16 protein-coding genes and 1 pseudogene are annotated in these 19,336 nt (G+C 41.0%); 9 read left to right on the top strand and 8 right to left on the bottom strand.

Annotation, left to right across the window (positions count from 1 at the left end; all coding sequences use genetic code 11):
- Positions 1 to 912: 912 nt before the first annotated feature.
- Entirely contained in the window at positions 913 to 1,272 is a 360-nt protein-coding gene (locus tag ACR32F_RS21725; protein ID WP_440110665.1) for a DUF3221 domain-containing protein, read from the bottom strand.
- Positions 1,273 to 1,392: 120 nt separating this feature from the next.
- A pseudogene (locus tag ACR32F_RS21720) lies at positions 1,393 to 1,491 on the bottom strand (helix-turn-helix domain-containing protein); the annotation flags it as partial.
- Between the two features lie 124 nt (positions 1,492 to 1,615).
- Between ACR32F_RS21720 and ACR32F_RS21715 the strand changes: the two are divergent.
- Together ACR32F_RS21715 and ACR32F_RS21710 are read left to right on the top strand one after the other, a co-directional pair.
- Complete coding sequence (locus ACR32F_RS21715) at positions 1,616 to 2,275, top strand: TetR/AcrR family transcriptional regulator (RefSeq protein ID WP_440110663.1); 660 nt, start codon at positions 1,616 to 1,618, stop codon at positions 2,273 to 2,275.
- A gap of 111 nt (positions 2,276 to 2,386) precedes the next feature.
- The gene (locus tag ACR32F_RS21710; protein ID WP_440110661.1) at positions 2,387 to 3,532 is read left to right on the top strand and encodes an alpha/beta hydrolase; all 1,146 of its coding nucleotides are present in this window, start codon (positions 2,387 to 2,389) and stop codon (positions 3,530 to 3,532) included.
- Positions 3,533 to 3,945: 413 nt separating this feature from the next.
- Here the strand turns inward: ACR32F_RS21710 and ACR32F_RS21705 are convergent, their stop codons facing one another.
- The gene (locus tag ACR32F_RS21705; RefSeq protein WP_440110659.1) at positions 3,946 to 4,467 is read right to left on the bottom strand and encodes a GNAT family N-acetyltransferase; all 522 of its coding nucleotides are present in this window, start codon (positions 4,465 to 4,467) and stop codon (positions 3,946 to 3,948) included.
- A 292-nt stretch (positions 4,468 to 4,759) separates the two neighbouring features.
- On the opposite strand from ACR32F_RS21705, the gene ACR32F_RS21700 reads away from it, so the two are divergent.
- Both ACR32F_RS21700 and ACR32F_RS21695 read left to right on the top strand, forming a co-directional pair.
- On the top strand, positions 4,760 to 5,170 hold the full coding sequence (locus ACR32F_RS21700) for a pentapeptide repeat-containing protein (RefSeq protein WP_440119974.1): 411 nt from the start codon (positions 4,760 to 4,762) through the stop codon (positions 5,168 to 5,170).
- A 199-nt stretch (positions 5,171 to 5,369) separates the two neighbouring features.
- Complete coding sequence (locus ACR32F_RS21695) at positions 5,370 to 7,403, top strand: serine/threonine-protein kinase (protein WP_440110657.1); 2,034 nt, start codon at positions 5,370 to 5,372, stop codon at positions 7,401 to 7,403.
- Here ACR32F_RS21695 and ACR32F_RS21690 read toward each other — a convergent pair.
- Positions 7,381 to 8,037, bottom strand: coding sequence for a hypothetical protein (locus ACR32F_RS21690; RefSeq protein ID WP_440110655.1), 657 nt, complete (start codon positions 8,035 to 8,037; stop codon positions 7,381 to 7,383). The genes ACR32F_RS21695 and ACR32F_RS21690 overlap by 23 nt on opposite strands.
- A 680-nt stretch (positions 8,038 to 8,717) precedes the next feature.
- On the opposite strand from ACR32F_RS21690, the gene ACR32F_RS21685 reads away from it, so the two are divergent.
- The 3 genes from ACR32F_RS21685 (at position 8,718) to ACR32F_RS21675 (ending at position 11,376) form a co-directional block, all read left to right on the top strand.
- Positions 8,718 to 10,013 (top strand): hypothetical protein, encoded by a 1,296-nt coding sequence (locus tag ACR32F_RS21685; protein WP_440110653.1) that lies wholly within the window; start codon positions 8,718 to 8,720, stop codon positions 10,011 to 10,013.
- A gap of 437 nt (positions 10,014 to 10,450) precedes the next feature.
- Complete coding sequence (locus ACR32F_RS21680) at positions 10,451 to 10,870, top strand: hypothetical protein (protein ID WP_440110651.1); 420 nt, start codon at positions 10,451 to 10,453, stop codon at positions 10,868 to 10,870.
- Positions 10,871 to 11,094: 224 nt separating this feature from the next.
- Positions 11,095 to 11,376 carry a DUF6809 family protein gene (locus tag ACR32F_RS21675; protein WP_440110649.1) on the top strand — a complete coding sequence of 94 codons (282 nt, stop codon included), beginning with the start codon at positions 11,095 to 11,097 and terminating at the stop codon, positions 11,374 to 11,376.
- A gap of 133 nt (positions 11,377 to 11,509) precedes the next feature.
- On the opposite strand, the gene ACR32F_RS21670 is transcribed toward ACR32F_RS21675, so the two are convergent.
- Together ACR32F_RS21670 and ACR32F_RS21665 are read right to left on the bottom strand one after the other, a co-directional pair.
- The gene (locus ACR32F_RS21670) at positions 11,510 to 12,721 is read right to left on the bottom strand and encodes a right-handed parallel beta-helix repeat-containing protein (RefSeq protein WP_440119973.1); all 1,212 of its coding nucleotides are present in this window, start codon (positions 12,719 to 12,721) and stop codon (positions 11,510 to 11,512) included.
- Positions 12,722 to 13,544: 823 nt separating this feature from the next.
- Complete coding sequence (locus tag ACR32F_RS21665) at positions 13,545 to 15,137, bottom strand: catalase (protein ID WP_440110647.1); 1,593 nt, start codon at positions 15,135 to 15,137, stop codon at positions 13,545 to 13,547.
- Positions 15,138 to 15,341: 204 nt separating this feature from the next.
- Here ACR32F_RS21665 and ACR32F_RS21660 point away from each other — a divergent pair, with 204 nt between their 5' ends.
- Positions 15,342 to 17,306, top strand: a complete 1,965-nt coding sequence (locus tag ACR32F_RS21660; protein ID WP_440110645.1) for an ATP-dependent DNA helicase — start codon at positions 15,342 to 15,344, stop codon at positions 17,304 to 17,306.
- A gap of 197 nt (positions 17,307 to 17,503) precedes the next feature.
- Here the strand turns inward: ACR32F_RS21660 and cysK are convergent, their stop codons facing one another.
- Positions 17,504 to 18,466: a cysteine synthase A gene (gene cysK, locus ACR32F_RS21655; protein WP_440110643.1), complete on the bottom strand. Its 963-nt coding sequence runs from the start codon at positions 18,464 to 18,466 to the stop codon at positions 17,504 to 17,506.
- A 13-nt stretch (positions 18,467 to 18,479) separates the two neighbouring features.
- On the opposite strand from cysK, the gene ACR32F_RS21650 reads away from it, so the two are divergent.
- Entirely contained in the window at positions 18,480 to 18,815 is a 336-nt protein-coding gene (locus ACR32F_RS21650; RefSeq protein ID WP_440110641.1) for a hypothetical protein, read from the top strand.
- 29 nt (positions 18,816 to 18,844) lie between these two features.
- Here ACR32F_RS21650 and ACR32F_RS21645 read toward each other — a convergent pair whose 3' ends face one another.
- Positions 18,845 to 19,228, bottom strand: a complete 384-nt coding sequence (locus tag ACR32F_RS21645) for a hypothetical protein (RefSeq protein WP_440110639.1) — start codon at positions 19,226 to 19,228, stop codon at positions 18,845 to 18,847.
- Between the last annotated feature and the right edge of the window lie 108 nt (positions 19,229 to 19,336).

Raw genomic sequence — 19,336 nt, 5'->3', positions numbered from 1 at the left:
ATACGAACATGATTAAATATAGGTATACAATGGAATATAAAGAAGATTTCAACGAAGTTATCGTGGACTAGGCATCGATTCATCGTTAACCAGGAAGAGATCGGAAAGTTAATCGAATTACTTAAAGGGAAGATAACGTTATACGAAGGTGGAGGGAATGTGAACTTAATAAAATCTTACAAGTGTTTTACAACTTTTGAAGATATTTACATAAGAAGATGAAGAGGGCAGTACATGTGAAATTGAGACGTTAGAATATGTAAAGATACTGTTGCTATGGGCAAAAGAGAACTTTCAGTATAAAAGCCAGCGAAGTGTTATCTTGAAAGAACAAGCGGAATTAGCATTAGAGTGGATAAACCAAAAATATAGTGAGATCAGTGAGATTGAGAGTCAATAATCGCAAAAGATAGTTGACCATGCTGATCGTTTTGTGATCCTATCAATTGCCAAAAGAGGAAGGGTACATTGGCGATCAGAAAGTGTGTTTTATTGGAGAGCCGCCAGCATATGATGAAGATGTAATGGTGGTCATGGAATATGATGAATTTTTATAACTATTTGATGATTTACAGTGAGAAATACGTGGAGGAGCATCCAGAAGCTAAACAGGAGATTTATAATTTATCAGATGCCGTGAAAAAAGATTGGATTTACATTCTTAACTCACTGATTGTGAAACATAAATCATTTGCGAAGAACAACGAATGTTCATATATATATTACGTTCATATATGTGGATATAGAATGTGTTCGCAACATGAAACGAACAGCGGCTTGGTGAAAAAGTGTGTTATCCAGTACAAAGAACCATGATAATCCCCCTCAGTCTTGGATTGTCGGTTTTAAATTATCATGGTTATTTTTAATAATTTGCGAAGTTATCGCGGGGGATTTTCTCTATTGAGTAACTTATTCATTGATTTTTTCAATACTCACAACTGTCCTAATGGGTGGCAAGGATTCTTGTTGGTTAAAGTCAGCAGTGATTATTACTCTTTGCCCTACTTCAATCGACTCATAATTCTCTTTATCGAGGTAATAATACGCACCTTCCTGGTCTTGTGCTAGTTTTACAAAATCCTCAAGATTTCCATTCTCCAAATCTTCCCTACTTATATGTTGAAGAACAAGAAATTTGTACTTGTCATTTTGGTCTGATTTAAATACTACAGTACCCTCGTAAACTGGATAATGCTCTTGCTCATCCTTGTTAGAACAGCCAGGAAGTAGAATCATACTAATTAAGATGAACAGCATTATTTTTTTCATAATGAACCTCCTCGTATATATTATATACCTACATAAAAGATAGGATGAAGTTTTTATCTCGAAACCATTAAGAAGATTGGAGATACTAACATGATTAAATATAGGTATACAGCCATGGGTGTGATATTGCTTAACCCAATAGTGTAAAGTACGTTTTGAAATTCTCTTAATTGATGATATCTCCTTTATTGAAACACCATCAATTAAGTAAAGTTGAATGATATAGTACTCTCCTTTTTAGAAAACTAGTGTGTTAACCTGTTCCATTATTCAAATACTTGACATGTGAATGGATTATCGGTAAAGTGTGAATCAATTCACACTTCACATTAAGGAGTAATCTATGCCAAAAAATACTTTCTTTCGTTTAGATGAAGCAAGGCGCGAGGAAATATCTAATAGCGCTATGCATCTTTTTGTTGATCATCTTTACGAGGATATAACTATGAAGATGGTTTTGGATAGTTTGTCTATGCACCCTGGAACATTTTATCGGTATTTTGAAGACAAAGATGACCTTTATTGTCTCTTAATACGTAATGTGACCCAGAAAAGAGCTGCGTATTTTAATAACAGTAATGAAGATTCCCTTTTCCAGTTTTTCCTGACTGGCTTATTTAGTAACGTTAATGGCATGGTGACCGAGCCACTGAATGAGTTGGAAATCAAACTCACTGAAACATTTTTATACATTCCTGAGAACATTTTGCTTAAAGTATATCTGAATGTGCTAAAGGGCGAGTCATTTCCCTTAATCAAGGACATTTTACGCCGAATGAGGGTTGATGGATATCTCCGACCTGATATTGACGACGACCTGATTTCTTTTATGTTTGAGTCAATGCAGTTTAATTTAGTCATGTTTTTTAGGGAATTCAATATTAAGGACTCTAAGCTGCAACATAAGATTAGCAAGTACTTTGCTGACTTTATGGGTCATGGGCTGCTTGAAGATCATAAATATTCTGAAATTGTTAGCGATCTCAAGAAAGCCAAGGAGTAGATATGATTCACTGAAGATAGGATGTAATCGTTTCACAGTTTTGAAAAGCGCTTATAGCGCAATATATGTATTTCACATTCGCCACTTTATTAATTAAGGGGGAACAAGAAAATGAAAACTTATGACGCATTTCCAGAACCAATTGGCGGCTATACTGTCGGTCGAACCCAGATGGATTTTGAGTACACGGCATCAGATCACTCAAAAAGAGAACTGACGGCGTTTGTGTACTATCCGTCCGACAGTAGCGAAGGTAAGACTACATCAACGTACATGTTTCCTGAAGTCTACGAGATGCTTAATGAGCAGCCGCTTGTCACTGCGAATCTTAACGGGAAGGATTTTTTCTCTATAGATATCAAGACCCAGTGTTACGACGACCTTGCTCTCTCCGGGAAGGAAAAGCGCTATCCGGTGTTATTCTATGTTTGCGGCGGGGGCGGTTCTCCAGAATGGGGTACAGTGATCTGTTCAGACTTGGCAAGCATGGGATATGTTGTGGTAAGCATCGGCCATCAGAATAGCACGATGTATAAGCGTAAAGATGGGCGCCTGTTTAATGTATCCAAGGATTTTTCGGATGTCATTATGGCGTTTGGTGAAGATCCGGAGATGCTGGCGTTGGCTGGTAAGATGGAGATGCGGCCTGACGATGAAACTGCCATTGAGATGTGCCGTAACGTGCTTACACTGCCGATACTTGCTAAGTTAACAGAGTATAGTGAATTACAGGCAGAAGATGTAAGGTATGTAGCCGATTATCTTTACAAACTGGACTCTGGAGAGCTGAATTCCATCTTTAAGGGCAGATTGCTGCTTGACATCGGCATGGGCATAGTCGGACATTCTTATGGAGGGCTTACGACGGCGATGGTTTGCCGGGATGACGACCGGTTCGCCTGCGGGATTGGCTTGGATAGCGGTGCGTTCGGCCTTCAGGGCAGCGACATTAAGAAACCCTTCTTGCTACTGTTTTGTGAACCAAACTATAATATGAATGCGATAATTGGCGCTAACAATAGCATGGAAACCTATTATTTCTCTGTTGACCGTGTTGCGCATTTAGATTACTGCGACATCGTGTTTACCAGTGTTAATGAGGAACTCAGAGGCGAACGGGATGCTATGGAGATGCGAAATCTTGTTACAGACTATACGAAGAACTTTTTTGATCATTACTTACTGCAGAAGGCTGCAAGTGTGGAAAGTCTGGCATACGATGGCGTGGACTTGATCAAGAAGACCAGCAACAAGTGACATAATGAGATTACAAACCTGTCAACAGACTTAACCAAGAAAAAGAAGCTAAAATTATACACGCTTGGAAACAAACTTCTCATACTAACGTCACATAAGATCATACAGGGTTAATTCAATAAAGGGGGACTTTAGTACAAAAAGAGCTTGTATCTAAGTGATACAAGCTCTTGTCTATTTGTGTATTCTTACGCAAAATAAGTTTTGAAAATGGTGCAATATAAATTACAAATTGACTTACATTCATCGTTAAAGAATGGTTATCTGATTAGTAATTCTTTGGGATCTGATATAACATCAAGAGCGCGAAATTCACAATATAAGGATTTTCAAAACACAAAAAAAGCTAACCTCAGTATCTTGAACGAAGAAATTTGGCTTATGATCTTATGCTTAACAGCCGCCGTCGGTGATCAAGATAATGGCTTATTTATCCATTTATAATTAATGAATTTTAACATTTGCCCATTCATTTCAAATTCTTTATCACTAGTTTCGGTATACTCGAATCCGTTTTGCTCTAAAATTTTTTGAGATGCTATATTGTTGGTGGTTGTTTTTGCCTTAACTTCTTTTATATCTAAATCAACTATTGTATGGAGTAATAATTTTAATGCTTTTTTAGCAACACCTTTTCCAGTGTGGATTTGTCCCACTCTATAGCCGAGAAATCCTATTTTATTGGAATCATCAATATCAACTAAATTTATTCTTCCAAGAATAGAATTATTTTCGTCTTTTATTAAATAAAAAAAGGAAAGTCCTTTGACTTGTTCATCAAGCAGAGATTCATTCCTCACTTTAAAAACCTCAGGTATGTAATAATCATCTCCTCGAGACGGTACCATTTCCTCGAAAAAAGTTCTGTTTTCAACTTCGAATTCATACAAGCTTTCAATATCTGTGTGTTTTAACTTCTCAATTACTACATTCATGAATCCTTTCCTCCAATCAACTTTAATGCTAGATACTACGAATCTGCTTCTGTAAACTATAATCTGCATCACGATATGAGTTTGTTCTAATTCCTCATTTTGGATATGTTGAAAAATATTGAATTTAATGCAATTAAGTTTTTGTACAGCAAGTATAACATTCCTATTTCGTTATTCAACATCGCCCCTTGAATCGCGTGTATAGCCTGTGACGAAGGCTTGTTTTTTTAGCACGAATAAATCTCAGGCCTATTTGACCGAATGTGCTTTTGATGGCATGAACTTGGAACAAATGGACATGTCATCATCATTGTTATGTTCGTCCAGTTTTACTGACAGCAACGTAGTAAATGCTGATTTCTATAAGGCGGATTTGTCTTATGCCGATTTTACAGATGCCGATGCACAAGGTGCAAGGTTTGCCAAAGCGGATCTCTCTGAGTCCATCTTTACAAATGCGAATTTGTCAAATGCAAAGCTAATTTCCAGCTCCCTGTACCTTACAGATTTTCGAGATGCTAATATGAATCAGGTAGATGTCAGTTCAGCATCGTTTAAAGGAACTTTGTTGCACGGTGCTAACTTAACAGGGCTTAGGGGAATAGAAGAAGCTTTTATAAAAAGCATCAATATCGGAACGCCAGAAGAACCAAATATTCTGGTGGGTGAAGAAGCTATAAAGTGGTTGAAAACAAGAGTTTGAGTAAAGAGTTGGTAACGAGAGAGTAGTTTGAAATATATAACAAAACAAACCTCTAGAGTATTTCTTAGGTTTGTTTTGTTATGTATAAATCGTAATAACCTAGCTGAAGAGTATGAATTGACAACTTTTTCTTCTGTTTTTCAACAAATTGTGGTTCAATGGTACTATAAGGGAATCCCAAAGATTGGAGGTAGTGTGATTGGATAACATCAATGGGTATGAAATCGTTCGTACATTAGGTGCAGGTAACTTTGGTACTACGTATGAAGTAAAGAAGGATGGGAGTAGTTTCGCATTAAAATTGATACGAGAGAACATTCTTGATAAAGAAGCGGTAAATTCCAAAAGGGTAGAGAGAGAAATTAAATTTATTAAAGCTGTTACGCATGAGAACGTTGTTAAATACGTCGATGATGGATTCATAAATGATGGAATACAAAAATACCGTTATATTGTAATGGAATATGTCAAAGGAAATACACTTGAGGCTTATATAGAAAAACATCCTTTAACTGTTTCTGAAGCATGCTTAATAGCTAAAAATATTTATTTAGGAATTGCAGCTATTCATGCAAATAACATTATCCATCGAGATCTAAAGCCCTCAAACATTATCATTACTGACGATAACTTCAATATCAAAATATTAGACTTTGGTATTTCAAAATTAATAGATGCAAGTACTCTTACCACCACTGGGCAGGGCATGGGCACATTTGCCTACATGGCTCCTGAACAATTACGTTCTGCTAAAGATATAGATTTCAGAGCAGATTATTATTCAGCAGCAGCAGTTTTGTATGAGTTAATATCTGGTGAAAAACCTTTGAGAATGAATAATCAATTAGAGGCAATTCATAAGATCCTAAATGAAGTTCCTGAATCACTTGCCTCTAAAGTTCATTCTGTTCCAGTTGAAATTTCTGAATTAGTAGAGACTTTACTAAAAAAGCATCCCTTTGAAAGAAGCATTTCATTCGAGAATATATTAACAATATTGGATAAGCACAAAAAATCTGGATTCAAACACTCTTCTAAAGTAACAACTGTGTATTTTAATAGCAATATTGAATTCTTGCCTATGGTAATACAGAATGATGCAAAGGCAGTCGTTGAATATCATAATAGTCATAAGATAAAAGGGGCTGTTTTTAATGTTCCTCAATTACTTAAGTCTGATAAAAATTATTCTGAGCTTGCAAAGAATGAGATGAAATTAATTGTTGATCCGTACACTCAGACATTAGGCTATTCAGCATTCACAACAAAAGCTTCTTATAAAAAGATCCCTTACTTAATAAGCCCATTACGGAAAGAGACTCCAAAAGATTTTTCGAATGTTATTTCATTACAACAAAGAGTTAGGAAAGTTATTGAACTCCAGGAACAATACAATGTTACTCAATTAATATCTCCTTATCATTTTTGGGAAGATCCAAAGGATGAGTGGATAAATATCGATTACAATGCCTACAAAGAAGGTAAGTCCTATCTCCAAAGTGCAGGTATTAACAAGAAACTTTATTATGGTATATCATTTGAAATTAGTAAATTTGAAGATATAGACAACATTAAGTCTCTTGTGAATTTGGTCACTTCAGCAAATCCAGATGGATTCTATTTGCAAATATCAGGGAATTTTGAATCGACAAATGCTAACCACTATCTTTCTTATGCTTATTTAGTGAAAATGCTTGCTGAATCAAAGAAAGAAATAATTTTGTCACGTGTTAATGATTTTTCTTTAGGTCTGGTTGCATTGGGAGCAAATACTGTTTCCTCGGGGTTGGGACAAAGTGATAACTTCAAGAAAGAATATCTTGAGCGTGAACAAGGTGGAGGAGCAGCGAGACGATATTATGTTGAAAAATTGATGGGTCTTTTTAATCAAAATATTCTACAGGATATTTTATCAACAAATTCAGGGCAAGAATGTATTTGTGGCTGTGATTTTTGCCAAGGTTCCAGCAACACAAATCAACTTTATGAATTTAATAATGTAATTAAGCATCATATGTATATTAAAAATAAGCAGATGATTGATTTGTCAATTCTGGAACCAAAGGAAAAATTAATTAGTTTTATCTCAAATGTAAATGATGCAATTAAGCTAACAAAAGATATTAATAAGGAGAAGCGAATCAAGAATTTTGGACATTCTCATTTAGAGACATGGAGAGATATTATAATGGAAGTATCACAATCTGAATTTAATGAAGCTTATCAACTCTAACGCTATCTCTTCTTGAGATAATTTCTTCAGCAACCTTATATCGCATAGCAGGGTCTAAAGGTTTGAGTGAAATAGGTTTTATAATCTCTTTAACTTTAGACCCAACACTTATTAATCCGATATTGAATTTATAAAATTCTTCTTGATTAACTCTATGAATATACTGATCATCTATTGCTAAATAAGATTTTTCTGCGAAACGATGATATCTAATTGCTTGAGCAAGCCCTTTTTGCCAATCCTCAAGTTTAGCTTCAATCGCAATTACCCTGGGGCAAAATAATTTAAATTGTTCGCTCTTGCTATAATATTCCCCATTTGTTGTGATTGCACCATTGAATTCTAATCGTTTTAGAACTGAGTACTTCAACTTTGATTTTGAGATGAATAACTTTGTCATTAATTCATCTAAGGTCACTTTATTTCGTTTGCGTATATAATCGAATACCCTAACTTCATCAAGGTCTTTTAAATATACTCCTCGTCGGGTTTCAATAAAACGTATCAAATCTGTTTGGTTTCTAATTATTACTAAATCAGAAATCCCATACCCCACTCCTACTTCTTGAATTGTGTAGTACTTATTGAAATGCTTAACTAATCTATTTACTAACTCCTGCTCGGTCTGAAACATTAGTACTCACCTTTTCATAAGATATATTATCAACAAAGAGTATTATACATTTTAATTTTGAAATCATCTATTATATTGCTAGATCAATTATTATGGGGAATTTGAATCGGTGGAAAAAGTAGGTCCTGAAAACTAATTAAAGAATTCGTTTCCACATTAAATAGAATTGGTCGGTTCCATAATTAGAATCTCTTTTTAACCCCCCTCATGAATGTGGAAGGTAATTAAGAGGTCTTCCTTCGCTATATAACGTTCCGGGGGACGTTTAATATAAGCATCAACATTTTGGGTGACTACTTTAATTTATATTGGAAACGATTTAATTATGCATAGTAATAACCATACATACTATAGATGAGTTTAGCGATTCCTGTTATGGTTACGTCTTTTTGAAACAGAATGACGTTGAGGGTTAATCAGACACTAGCATCTGCTGTTTGGAGGTTTCATTTCAATCCCCAAGAATAGAGAAATACAAATACTTTTGTAATATCCTGTTTTGTGTCTGTACCTGAACAAATCTGTTGTGAAATGATTTCTAGGGAAGCCTTCTCTCTGAATTGTTGTATGGGTAATTCAATTCTAATAGAACAGGTCATCCTTTTTCTGTTTTTACGCTCTCGTCTCTTTTTTATTTTGCGAGAGGAATATTGAGTGAATTATTTAAAAGGGGATATAGAATGGCTACTAATGATAAATCGTTACATAAAATAGGGGAAATTAATACTAAGGCTATTAGTGAAGGTACAATTAACTCATTAATTTCACGTTGTCAGGTTTCACAAATTGAATATTCATCAAATGAAGCAGGTTTTGTAATAAAATTGAATTCAGGAAGAGGTAAATACGAGATTATACTAGAGAGTGAGTCTGATGCTTTAGATCTATTAGATAAAAATTTCGAAGAATACACCGTACTTAAGAATTTTGTGTCTATATGTTCTTACCAGCATAAGACTATCGAGGCTTGTATTGAACATGTATATGTTCAGAATAATGGTATAATGAATCGGAAATTATTTGGTGAGTTTCAATACACTGTATCTAGTGAACCGATTATACTGAGTCAGGTGAGCGACCTCGGAAATGTAATAATCGAGTTGAGTGGTGTTTCTAAAGAAATATCTCTAATCATGAAAAAAGACCTTAGAAGAAACTCTCCTATATCTTTAAAAATTAGAGGTGTGAATTTTAATCAGCATGATAAGGCTCTAGAAATGCTAAAAAGAATCAGCGATTCCCTATTTTTTCAAATTGATTTGAGATTCAAACTTCCTCTTATGCTAACAAAACAGAATTTATTGTTGATAGGAGGAGGAGCACCTCGAAAAGCTAATGTAAGTGAATTGAAATTCCCTAAATTACAATATAGTAGTGAAGCAATTTCGTTGTATTGGTATGCTCGCAGTGCTAGAAGAATGCCATTACTTCAGTACCTTGCTTTTTATCAAGCAATTGAATTCTATTTTCCGATTTATACTGAGATAGATGCAAAAAAAGTTCTGAAGAAAATACTTAAAAACCCAATTTTTGATGGGGATAATGACGGGGATTTAACCAAATTAATTACGACGATCAGACCAAGGCTCAATGGTAGAGGTTTAGCAAATGAGCGTACTCAGTTATTATCAACTCTTAAAGAGTGCATAAATTCAGACGACATAAGAGATTTTTTAAAAGGTCCTAAAAAAAAGGAGTTTTTTTCATTAAAGAATGAACTTGGAGGTCAAAGTAAAAAACTTTCTTTAATTCCGCTTACTGATCAACAGAGTGATGATGAATTAATCAATAACCTAAAAGATCGTATATATGATATTCGTTGTAAAATTGTTCATACTAAGTCAAATGAAACAGATCAATCAAATGAGTTAATATTGCCTTTTTCCAAAGAAGCTGATTACTTGGATTTTGATATAGAACTAATTAAACTAGTTGCTCAGCAAGTAATAATTTCGAGTGGAAGTCCGCTGTTTTAGGTTAGGTTACATCTCGTGGCACTAACAAATCCTTTACTTGGGTGTAGCATTTTTAGTGGTTATAATGTAACTTTGGAACAGTGTATTGCTTTCAATGTGGAAGCCTGTGTGGTCTCAAAAATTTACTAAATAACGTTTCATCTGCTTATCTCTTTGGTTAGGTGTATGTAGCAGGATAAAGAACCATTTGCTTTGGTTTAAGATCCCTCAATAAAATGGTTAATGATTAATGAGATGAGAGTCATCCTTCAATAATTTTCATATTGATAAAAAAATAGAAATATAGAATTTAAATTTACGTATTTATAATTTATAAATTGATAGGAATGCCCTAAGTTATATAAAAATGCTTAGTCAAAAGTAGTCTGTATGGATTTAAAAGACATAGGAGAAGTTTTTTGATACGTTTCTTGATAATAAGGAGGAACATAGTGTAAATGGCTATTTATGGTATTGGTGCTATGTACGAACGCAAATATGACAAGAAAAAAGAATTTATTCAAAATAATTGTGCTTGTATTGGATATGACCCTTATGATGCACCAGCCTTATACAAAATGCTTAGCAAGCTTAAGATTGGCGATTTTATATACATCAAGTCGTTGATCGGACAGTCAGCTAAATCATTGACTATTAAAGCAGTTGGAATTGTGACGGATGACCTCATTAAAGAACGTACTGGTCTTGGTTTAGGTGTATCAACAAAATGGATTTGGGAAGGAGAAGAAAAAATACTTTTGACTGAGCGCATGTATAAGAACAACGTATTCAATAATGCTTTATTTGAAGAGTACAATTTCGAAATTCAGTCACTTGTGTTACAAAAGGTATTTGATCTCCAAAATTCTAGAAATTGAGACCAGTAACGTAATATAGTGGTTGGAATATTCAGTTAGCCACGTTCATAGTTGTTATTATCACGTTGACTAGACTAAGGTATGCTGCCAATTGGTATTTGAGGGTTTAACTTAAACTTCGACTCAATTTCACAAAAAACAAAAAAACAATTCTAGCGGATTTTCCGCTAAATCCCCATGGTACCTCATTCCTTGATGTACAATCTTCCTGAGGTGACCTTACCATGAAGGATAATATGTCAAACCTGATCGAGGATTTGTTTCACGGGAACCTGCGGTTGGATGAGTCAATTCATCCTGAGCAAACTGAGTATCAGGAGATCAATCGCCAGATATCAGACCTGATGCAGAACTACAAAACACAGCTTACCGAGAATGAATACGATGCTCTGGAACAACTGATAGACTTAATCGGACAATCCACATCTATGTATGTGGAAGCGGCATTCGAGCAAGGTTTTCGCACAGGCGGCAGACTGATGATTGAGGTTTTAGCCAAAACATGAGTATCTATCTACCTCATAAGCCAGCAGACAATACAAAGCAATTCAAGAATCCCCTCCTCCATTACCACCGCTTAGGCGAAATGGGGAAGGGGATTTTGCTTTTAATTTATCTTTTTATCTCACTAACTACCACCTACCGCGCCCCAATATTCTTACCCGCTGGCGTACCTGAACCAATTAGATCACTGCCGTGCGCAAGCTTGAGGAAATTACCCAAGACAGGCGTTCCATCCGCGCTGCGTGTTACCGAAGGTACGAGGGAGACAAAGTCGGCTGCGCTGGCGAGCAGGCCTTTGGCGTTCTCGCTTTTTTTGTTCTTCCACCAGACATTGGTGCTGCTGACGTCGGTTCCGCTTGTTTTGTCACTGGCGCCGCCTTGGAAGGACAGGTTGTTGGTGAAGATATGAGTGCCTTTATCGAAAGCAAAATTGCTTTGCCCGTTGTTCCAGGAGGTGTTATTTTTCATCTGGATTGAACCGGGATTGCTGTTGTAGGTGAAGCCGTGCTTTTTGTTGTTAAAAGCAATGCTGTTCTCAACGATATGATTCACCGCGATTTTCTCGCCGCCGAGCTTGAAGCCGTTGCCATCGCTGTTGGAGGTGGAGGTGCCGTCTAATGTTGCCCCGTTAGCGTAGGCGATGCTGTTGCGGATCGTAACCGCGCCGATGGCGCCTGTGTCCGTTTTGCTATAGAGATCCCAGCCATCGTCCACATTATAGGACGCGATACAACCGTCGAAGAGGTTGCCGGGGCCTACAGTCAGTTTTGCGGCAAAACCGTCTGCGTCTTCTCCATTATCCGGGTCATAGTTATCATGGGAATATGAACGAATCACTTCATTATAAGCAGGCCATTCACTCTTGGCGGCCGTGGAAGCATAACGTCCCATTTGAATACCCGTATCCCGGTTGTGATGGGCCTCGATCTGCTCCAGGCGGTTGTAACTGCCCCCGATGAAGATGCCGTTGTCGCCCGCACCCTTCACCTCAAGCCCTTTGACGAACCAGTAGTCTCCGAACATTTGCAGCCCACGATTGGTGGAAGCAAAGGCTTGAGCAGAGAAATCAAAGATCGGTTTTTCCGATCCATATGCCACCAGGTTTTTACGTTGGCTCGATGTACCGCTGTTGCCTCGTTCAATGGTAATGGTCTGGGAGAAGCTATAGGTGCCGCCGCGCAGATAGATGGTTTTGCCCGGTGCGATCTGGGTCAATGCGTTAGCCAGTGACGTTGGACTGTTGAGAGTTCCCGGATTGCTGGCTGAGCCGTTAGGAGCGACATAGAGATCACCCGCAGCAAGTGTCATACTTGAGGCTGCCACGGCTTCTGATGGATTATTTTGCATGCTACTCTCGATCACTTCCGCCGCACCAACCGACCCACCACCAATCAATACTAGAGGGAACGCGGCACTCAGACAGATAAGGGCCATTTTCGATTTCAGGGAACGTTCTTTCGGGGAACGTACAGATTGTGCAGATGCATGAGTAGATGTGGATGGGAATAATTTCATTACGCAAACCTCCTTGGTTAATTGGGAATAGAATGAAGAGTGAGTGGTAGCCGTGTGCCAGACAGTTAATAAAATGGATAAGTGATCACGTCTGGCTTGATACAATCCATATGGCTCAGATTCATGGTAAATGTTGTAAGCGTTATCATCAATAATCATTTGATCAGATGGATCTATATACAGGCAGGTCAGGGGTGGTCGCTCCCAATACCTGTGATTTCACAGGTTACATGTAATCCTGACATTGGCTGATAGACCTGATTTAACGATGAATCATCTGAAATGAACGTAGAGAAGGATGTTTTTGCAACCCCCAAGGCACGAGACTCACCCCTAATCCACCCAAATGAACTTCCGTATATTCAAAAAAAAGGGCAGCACGCATCCAATGGGGGAGCATAATCGATTCCATCTATCGAAATGATGGGGCAATCATCGCAAAACGAAAAGCCCCATAGCGGCTGCCAGAGGCAACGAGACTATTGGGGCGATGTTCAATGTGAAATTCTCTGATCATTTTAAGCACTGTCCTTCATTGCAAGACTCATCAAATCAAGCACTGTCCTCTATTAAACAAACGCCGGAACTTATCGATCCAAACACTGTCATGCATTAAAATCTATGCGTAGACCCAGCGTTCTAAACGCTGTCCACTTTAATATCCGTCCGTCTCACGACTACGCTTCTTCGCTTGCTCGACACTTGGTTCATGTTTGGGCTGAACTGTAGTACTGTCATCTGTTGGCACTGAGGCCAGTCCTTCGGCCACGCGCCGACCATAATCGGCATCCGCTTGTGTGAAGTAAGAGATCATGCGCTCCCGGATATCCGGTTTGCATTGTGCCAACGCGCCGACCATATTGCTGATCAACTCATCTCGCTCCCAATCCTCAAACGCCCGGTACGTATCACCCGCCTGTCCAAAGTCATTGGTACGCTCAATCTTCTCACGGACGAGCCTTCCTTCCACAAGTGGTTCATGATCTTTGCCACGTGGGGCGGCTTCCTTTAATCCACCGAGTGAGGAGGGTTCGTAATTCACATGCGGATTCTGACCGGGTGCACGATCCACTTCATATTGCATCTGTCCACCAGTCTGATTGGTCGCAACACGGGTTTTTGCTGCATTGACAGGTAGTTGCAGATAGTTCGCACCTACCCGGTGACGCTGGGTATCCGAATAGGAGAAGGTGCGGCCTTGCAGCAGCTTGTCATCTGAGAAATCAAGCCCGTCCACCAGGACACCTGTACCAAATGCCACTTGCTCCACTTCATTAAAATAATCCTCGGGATTACGATTCAACGTCATTTTGCCAACGGGTAGAAAAGGAAACTGCTCCTGCGGCCACAACTTGGTCGGGTCCAGCGGATCAAAATCCAGTTCTGGATGATCGCTGTCCTCCATCACTTGAACGCACAGCTCCCACTCGGGATAGTCGCCTTGTTCAATGGCGTGATACAGATCCAATGTCGCATGGTTGAAATTCTGACCCTGAATTTCGTTGGCATCTTTTTGCAGCAGGTTGCGTATGCCTTGTTTGAGTGGTTCCCAGTGGTATTTGATGAGTACGCCTTTGCCGTCCTGGTTCACCCATTTGTATGTATTGACACCGGACCCCTGCATCTGGCGATAATTCGCTGGAATGCCCCAAGGAGAGAAGAGGAACGTCACCATATGGGTCGCTTCAGGACTGAGTGAGACAAAATCGAAAAACCGCTCCATATCCTGTGCATTGGTCAGCGGGTCTGGTTTGAAGGCGTGTACCATATCCGGGAATTTGAGCGGGTCGCGAATGAAAAAGATTTTCAGATTGTTGCCCACCAGATCCCAGTTGCCATCTTCGGTATAGAATTTTACAGCAAACCCGCGCGGGTCCCGCAGTGTCTCCGGTGAATGCCCGCCGTGAATAACGGTGGAGAAGCGAACAAATACGGGTGTTTCTTTGCCTTTTTCCTGAAACAGACGTGCGCGTGTATACTTCGATACCGGTTCATTCCCGGCCGTTCCGTACGCTTCAAATACACCATGAGCACCAGCACCACGGGCATGCACTACCCGTTCCGGAATACGTTCGCGGTCGAAGTGAGTGATCTTTTCGAGAAAATGATAGTTCTCCAGTGTAGTCGGTCCCCGACTGCCAACGGTCCGCACATTCTGATTGTCCGTGATGGGATGACCCTGTCGATCCGTTAATGTCTCGGGAGCCTTGTCTGGGGAATGCTCTGATTGTGAAGAATGGTTATCCATAGAGCACCGCCTTTCCTTAAAGTGGATTCCTGTATATATTTTCCCTGAAAATTGGTTCTATACATTGAACCTCATAAATAACCTCGCAAAAAAAGCTTGTCACCCGCTTCATCGCGTGAGATAATTAACATTTGCCCAGCGGCCTTTTTGAAACGGAAAATTGAAATTGGACCGCTTTGTCTAAGAATGGAGGCTGACCTAGGATTGTCTACACAACGTTATCCTTTTGCATATGATCCGGCTGAACCTTTTGTATCCCGTCTGGGAGAATGGGTTGCCGATGTTTTTTACGATATTTTGCCTGAGTCCGGCTTCGAGGTACGGGATGAACAGATTTTTATGGCGTACCAGCTCGAACGGGCCTATGGAGATAAAAAGACCATTATGGCGGAGGCCGGTGTCGGAACAGGCAAGACGTTAGTCTATCTGCTCTACGCGGTCTGTTATGCACGTTATACGGGCAAACCGGCGGTGATCGCCTGTGCCGATGAGTCCTTGATTGAACAGCTTGTGAAGCCCGGCGGAGATATTGCGAAGCTGGCTGCACATCTGGACTTGGAAGTGGACGCACGTCTGGGCAAGTCACCGGACCAATACGTCTGCCTGAACAAATTAAGTGCGGTGCGATTTGCGGATGAGGATGCGCCTGTTATTGAAGAAGTGCATGAGAGCCTGCCGGATTTTGTGAACACGCCGGGTACACTTCAGGCTTTCCATCCGTATGGTGATCGCAAACAGTATCCACATCTGAATGATCGTCAGTGGAACAAAATTAACTGGGACCCGTTCCAAGATTGTTTTGTTTGTCCAAAAAGACAACGCTGCGGCCTGACGCTGTCGCGTGACCATTACCGTCGTTCCAAAGACATCATCATCTGTTCCCATGATTACTACATGGAGCATGTGTGGACCTATGATGCGCGCAAACGCGAGGGACAACTGCCCCTGCTGCCCGATCACAGCTCGGTTGTATTTGATGAAGGACATTTGCTGGAAGAAGCAGCCCTGAACGCACTGAGCTACAAGTTGAAACACCGCATCTTCGAGGAACTCGTGACTCGCCTGTTAGAAGGAGAGATTCGTGAATCCCTCGCGGAGTGTGTGGATGAAGCGATTGAGAGTAGTGAGCGACTGTTTGCGCTGCTGGATACGTATACGGTGGCGATTCCGGGATCTGAACGGAAAGAAGTTCGAGTAGAGCCGCCATTGCTACGTGAGATCGAACGTCTGAACAGTGTGCTGGATGCGATCGGCGAAGAATTGGTGTTTGAGAGCGGATTGTTCTCGCTGGATGGTTATCAGATGCGTGTTGTGGAAGAACATCTGGACATGATTCAGACCGCACTGGCTTTGTTCCGCAAGGAAGATGGTTACATCTGTTGGGCGGAAGAGAGCGAGGATGAGACGACCTTATCCATTATGCCGCGTACGGTGAAGGAAATGCTGAACGAGCGTGTGTTCAACACAGGTATTCCAATCGTGTTCTCCTCCGCAACGTTATCTGTGGACAGTTCATTCCGTTATGTGGCGGACAGCTTGGGGATTGAAGATTTTGTATCATTCTCGGTGGCTTCCCCCTATGATTATGCGGACAAAATGAAGATGAAGATTACAGATGAAGCTATACCGGGTCACCCGGAGAACGAAAATCGGTTGCGTGACGCGGTGTCTATGCTTCAGGAGAGTGGAGGACGTGCGCTGATTCTGTTCCGTACGATGGAAGAACTACGCGCGTTCAAGCAGGACATCGTTCATGTACCTGAAGCAGAAGGTTTGCGCTTTATGTATGAGGGTGACCGGGAGATCAGTGATCTGATCGCGGCGTTCCAGCAGGATGAGGAAAGTGTGCTGTGCTCCGTTAATCTGTGGGAAGGACTGGACGTTCCAGGCCCGTCATTATCCAACGTGATGATCTGGTCACTTCCGTATCCACCACAGGACCCTGTCTTCAATGCGAAACGCAGTGCATCGGCAGCACCTTACGAAGAGATCGATCTTCCGTATATGCTCCTGCGTGTGAAGCAAGGTCTCGGACGTCTGATTCGGACGAGCACGGATTCGGGTTCAGCGGTCATTCTCGACGAATCACTGTATACCAAAAAGGAAGCCAAAGACCGCATTGCGGCTCTGCTTCCTGAAGGTGTGGAATGGACAACCCTGACACACTAATTGGTGTTAAATGTTATAGAGGGTATACCTTTTCATGTGTTCACATTTTTTTCAAAAGTGATATATTTTCCATAATAAGTTCTTGTTCTCTGCGGATTCAGCATCCGTAGGTGAGCAAGGGCTTTTTTTCTTTTTATTGACGTTTATTCCTTGTTTCTTATCCTCGTTTGGTTTGTTAAACTCCTGATGCCTCTTTGTTAAAAAATACCCATGCTCAGATACCGTTCCCCGGTATCCGGCGCAATGCAGAGCAACCGGTGACCCGGCCCCAGTTCCTTCGCGATGCGAAGGGCGGCCCACACCGAAGCCCCAGAGGAAGGGCCGAGCAGCAGCCCTTCCCGGGCAGCAAGCTGCCGCATCGTATCCAGTGCGTCCTCATCGGACACCTGGATGATGGCATCCCATACGTCGGTATTCAGAATGTCCGGAATGAACCCCGGACTTGTACCGACGAGCTTGTGCGGTCCGGGCTCGCCGCCGGACAGCACCGGAGAACCTTTTGGCTCCACCGCATAGATGCGAATACCGGGTAGCTGCTTGAGCAGCTCTTCCCCGGTGCCGGTAATGGTTCCGCCGGTTCCCGCCGTGGCGATGAAGGCGTCCAGCTTGCCTTCCATCTGCTGCATAATCTCGGGAGCCGTGGTAACCCGGTGAATGTCCGGATTCGCCGGATTCTCGAATTGCTGCGGGATGAAGCTGCCCGGAATGTCGGCCTGAAGCTCTTTTGCTTTGCGAATCGCACCAGGCATCCGTTCCGCAGCAGGGGTAAGCACCACATCTGCGCCATAGGCTTTCAGAATGTTGATGCGCTCCTTGGACATGTTGTCCGGCATGATCAGAATGGCTTTATATCCTTTGGCAGCGGCGTTCATCGCCAGACCGATGCCGGTATTGCCGCTGGTGGGTTCGATAATGGTGGCTCCAGGAAGCAGGAGTCCTGCACGTTCAGCCTGAACAATCAGATTGTAGGCCGCACGGTCTTTGACGCTGCCGCTTGGATTGAAATACTCCAGCTTGACGTACACATCAGCGGAATCGCTGCCTGTGAGTCGGTTCAGTCTAACGGCAGGTGTCTGGCCGATCAGTTCGGTGATATCTGCGGCAATGCCTGTATGTGTAGGTGTTTGATTAGTCAAATTCAAATTCGAATCCACATTCATGAAGTACAACTCCTTGATTGATAAGACATTAAGAGCGAATCGGAATGCAATCCAAGTTCCACCTGACAAGTCTGTCTGCCTTTTGGGTGGCAGGCTTGTTTCTGTTATAGGAATAGGATTAAATTCAGACCATGCCGTATTGGCATGGTCGATATCTCTTATTCTCCATCTTAATGAACGCAAGCTTCTCTGGTCAACCTGTTTCGCTGGTGATGAATCGTCTGAGGTTAAAGACTTTGAAGCAGCAGTGAACATCTACAATCAAATGATGCATATTTGGCAGTGGATTCAAGCCTTGACGCAGACGTTAAGCAGATGGGGCATATCCATCTGTTTAGATGAACGATAGAAGAGGGGCGTATGCCAGTGCCGAATTCTTCAAGTCTGCGTCAGGTCCATCTGCAGATGACGACTGAGTTCTTTTTTTACTTCATTGCGTGCGAACGTCCAGAGCATATAGAACCGTTGCGAGTACCCTCTGCATAGATAGAGGATTTCGATACCATCAGCTTCCCGTTTTTCCTCCAGAACTTTGACACCACGGGTTCTCATCTGTTTGCGAAGCGCAAGCATTTCCTTGAGTACATTATTCTGAATGCGGGTCAGGGACAGGATGTAGACTTCTGGCATTTTGAGCTGCAACGTATCCAACGTGCGAATATCCCGTTCAAGCACATCCAACAGGAGGGTGCGCACAACCATGCTTTTAATCAGACGGTGATCTTCATCCGCAGGGGATGGGGCGGAAGGGGAGGTTGACATACTTTCACTTCCTTAACCTTGAATTCGGACATGTTTTTATTTACAGAACATATGTTCTTATATTATAATCAATATATGCAATGATGATACACAATACAACCGAGAAAT

Source organism: Paenibacillus hebaui (assembly GCF_051934385.1).
Lineage (GTDB): Bacteria > Bacillota > Bacilli > Paenibacillales > Paenibacillaceae > Paenibacillus.
This window is presented reverse-complemented; position numbering and strand designations above follow the sequence as displayed.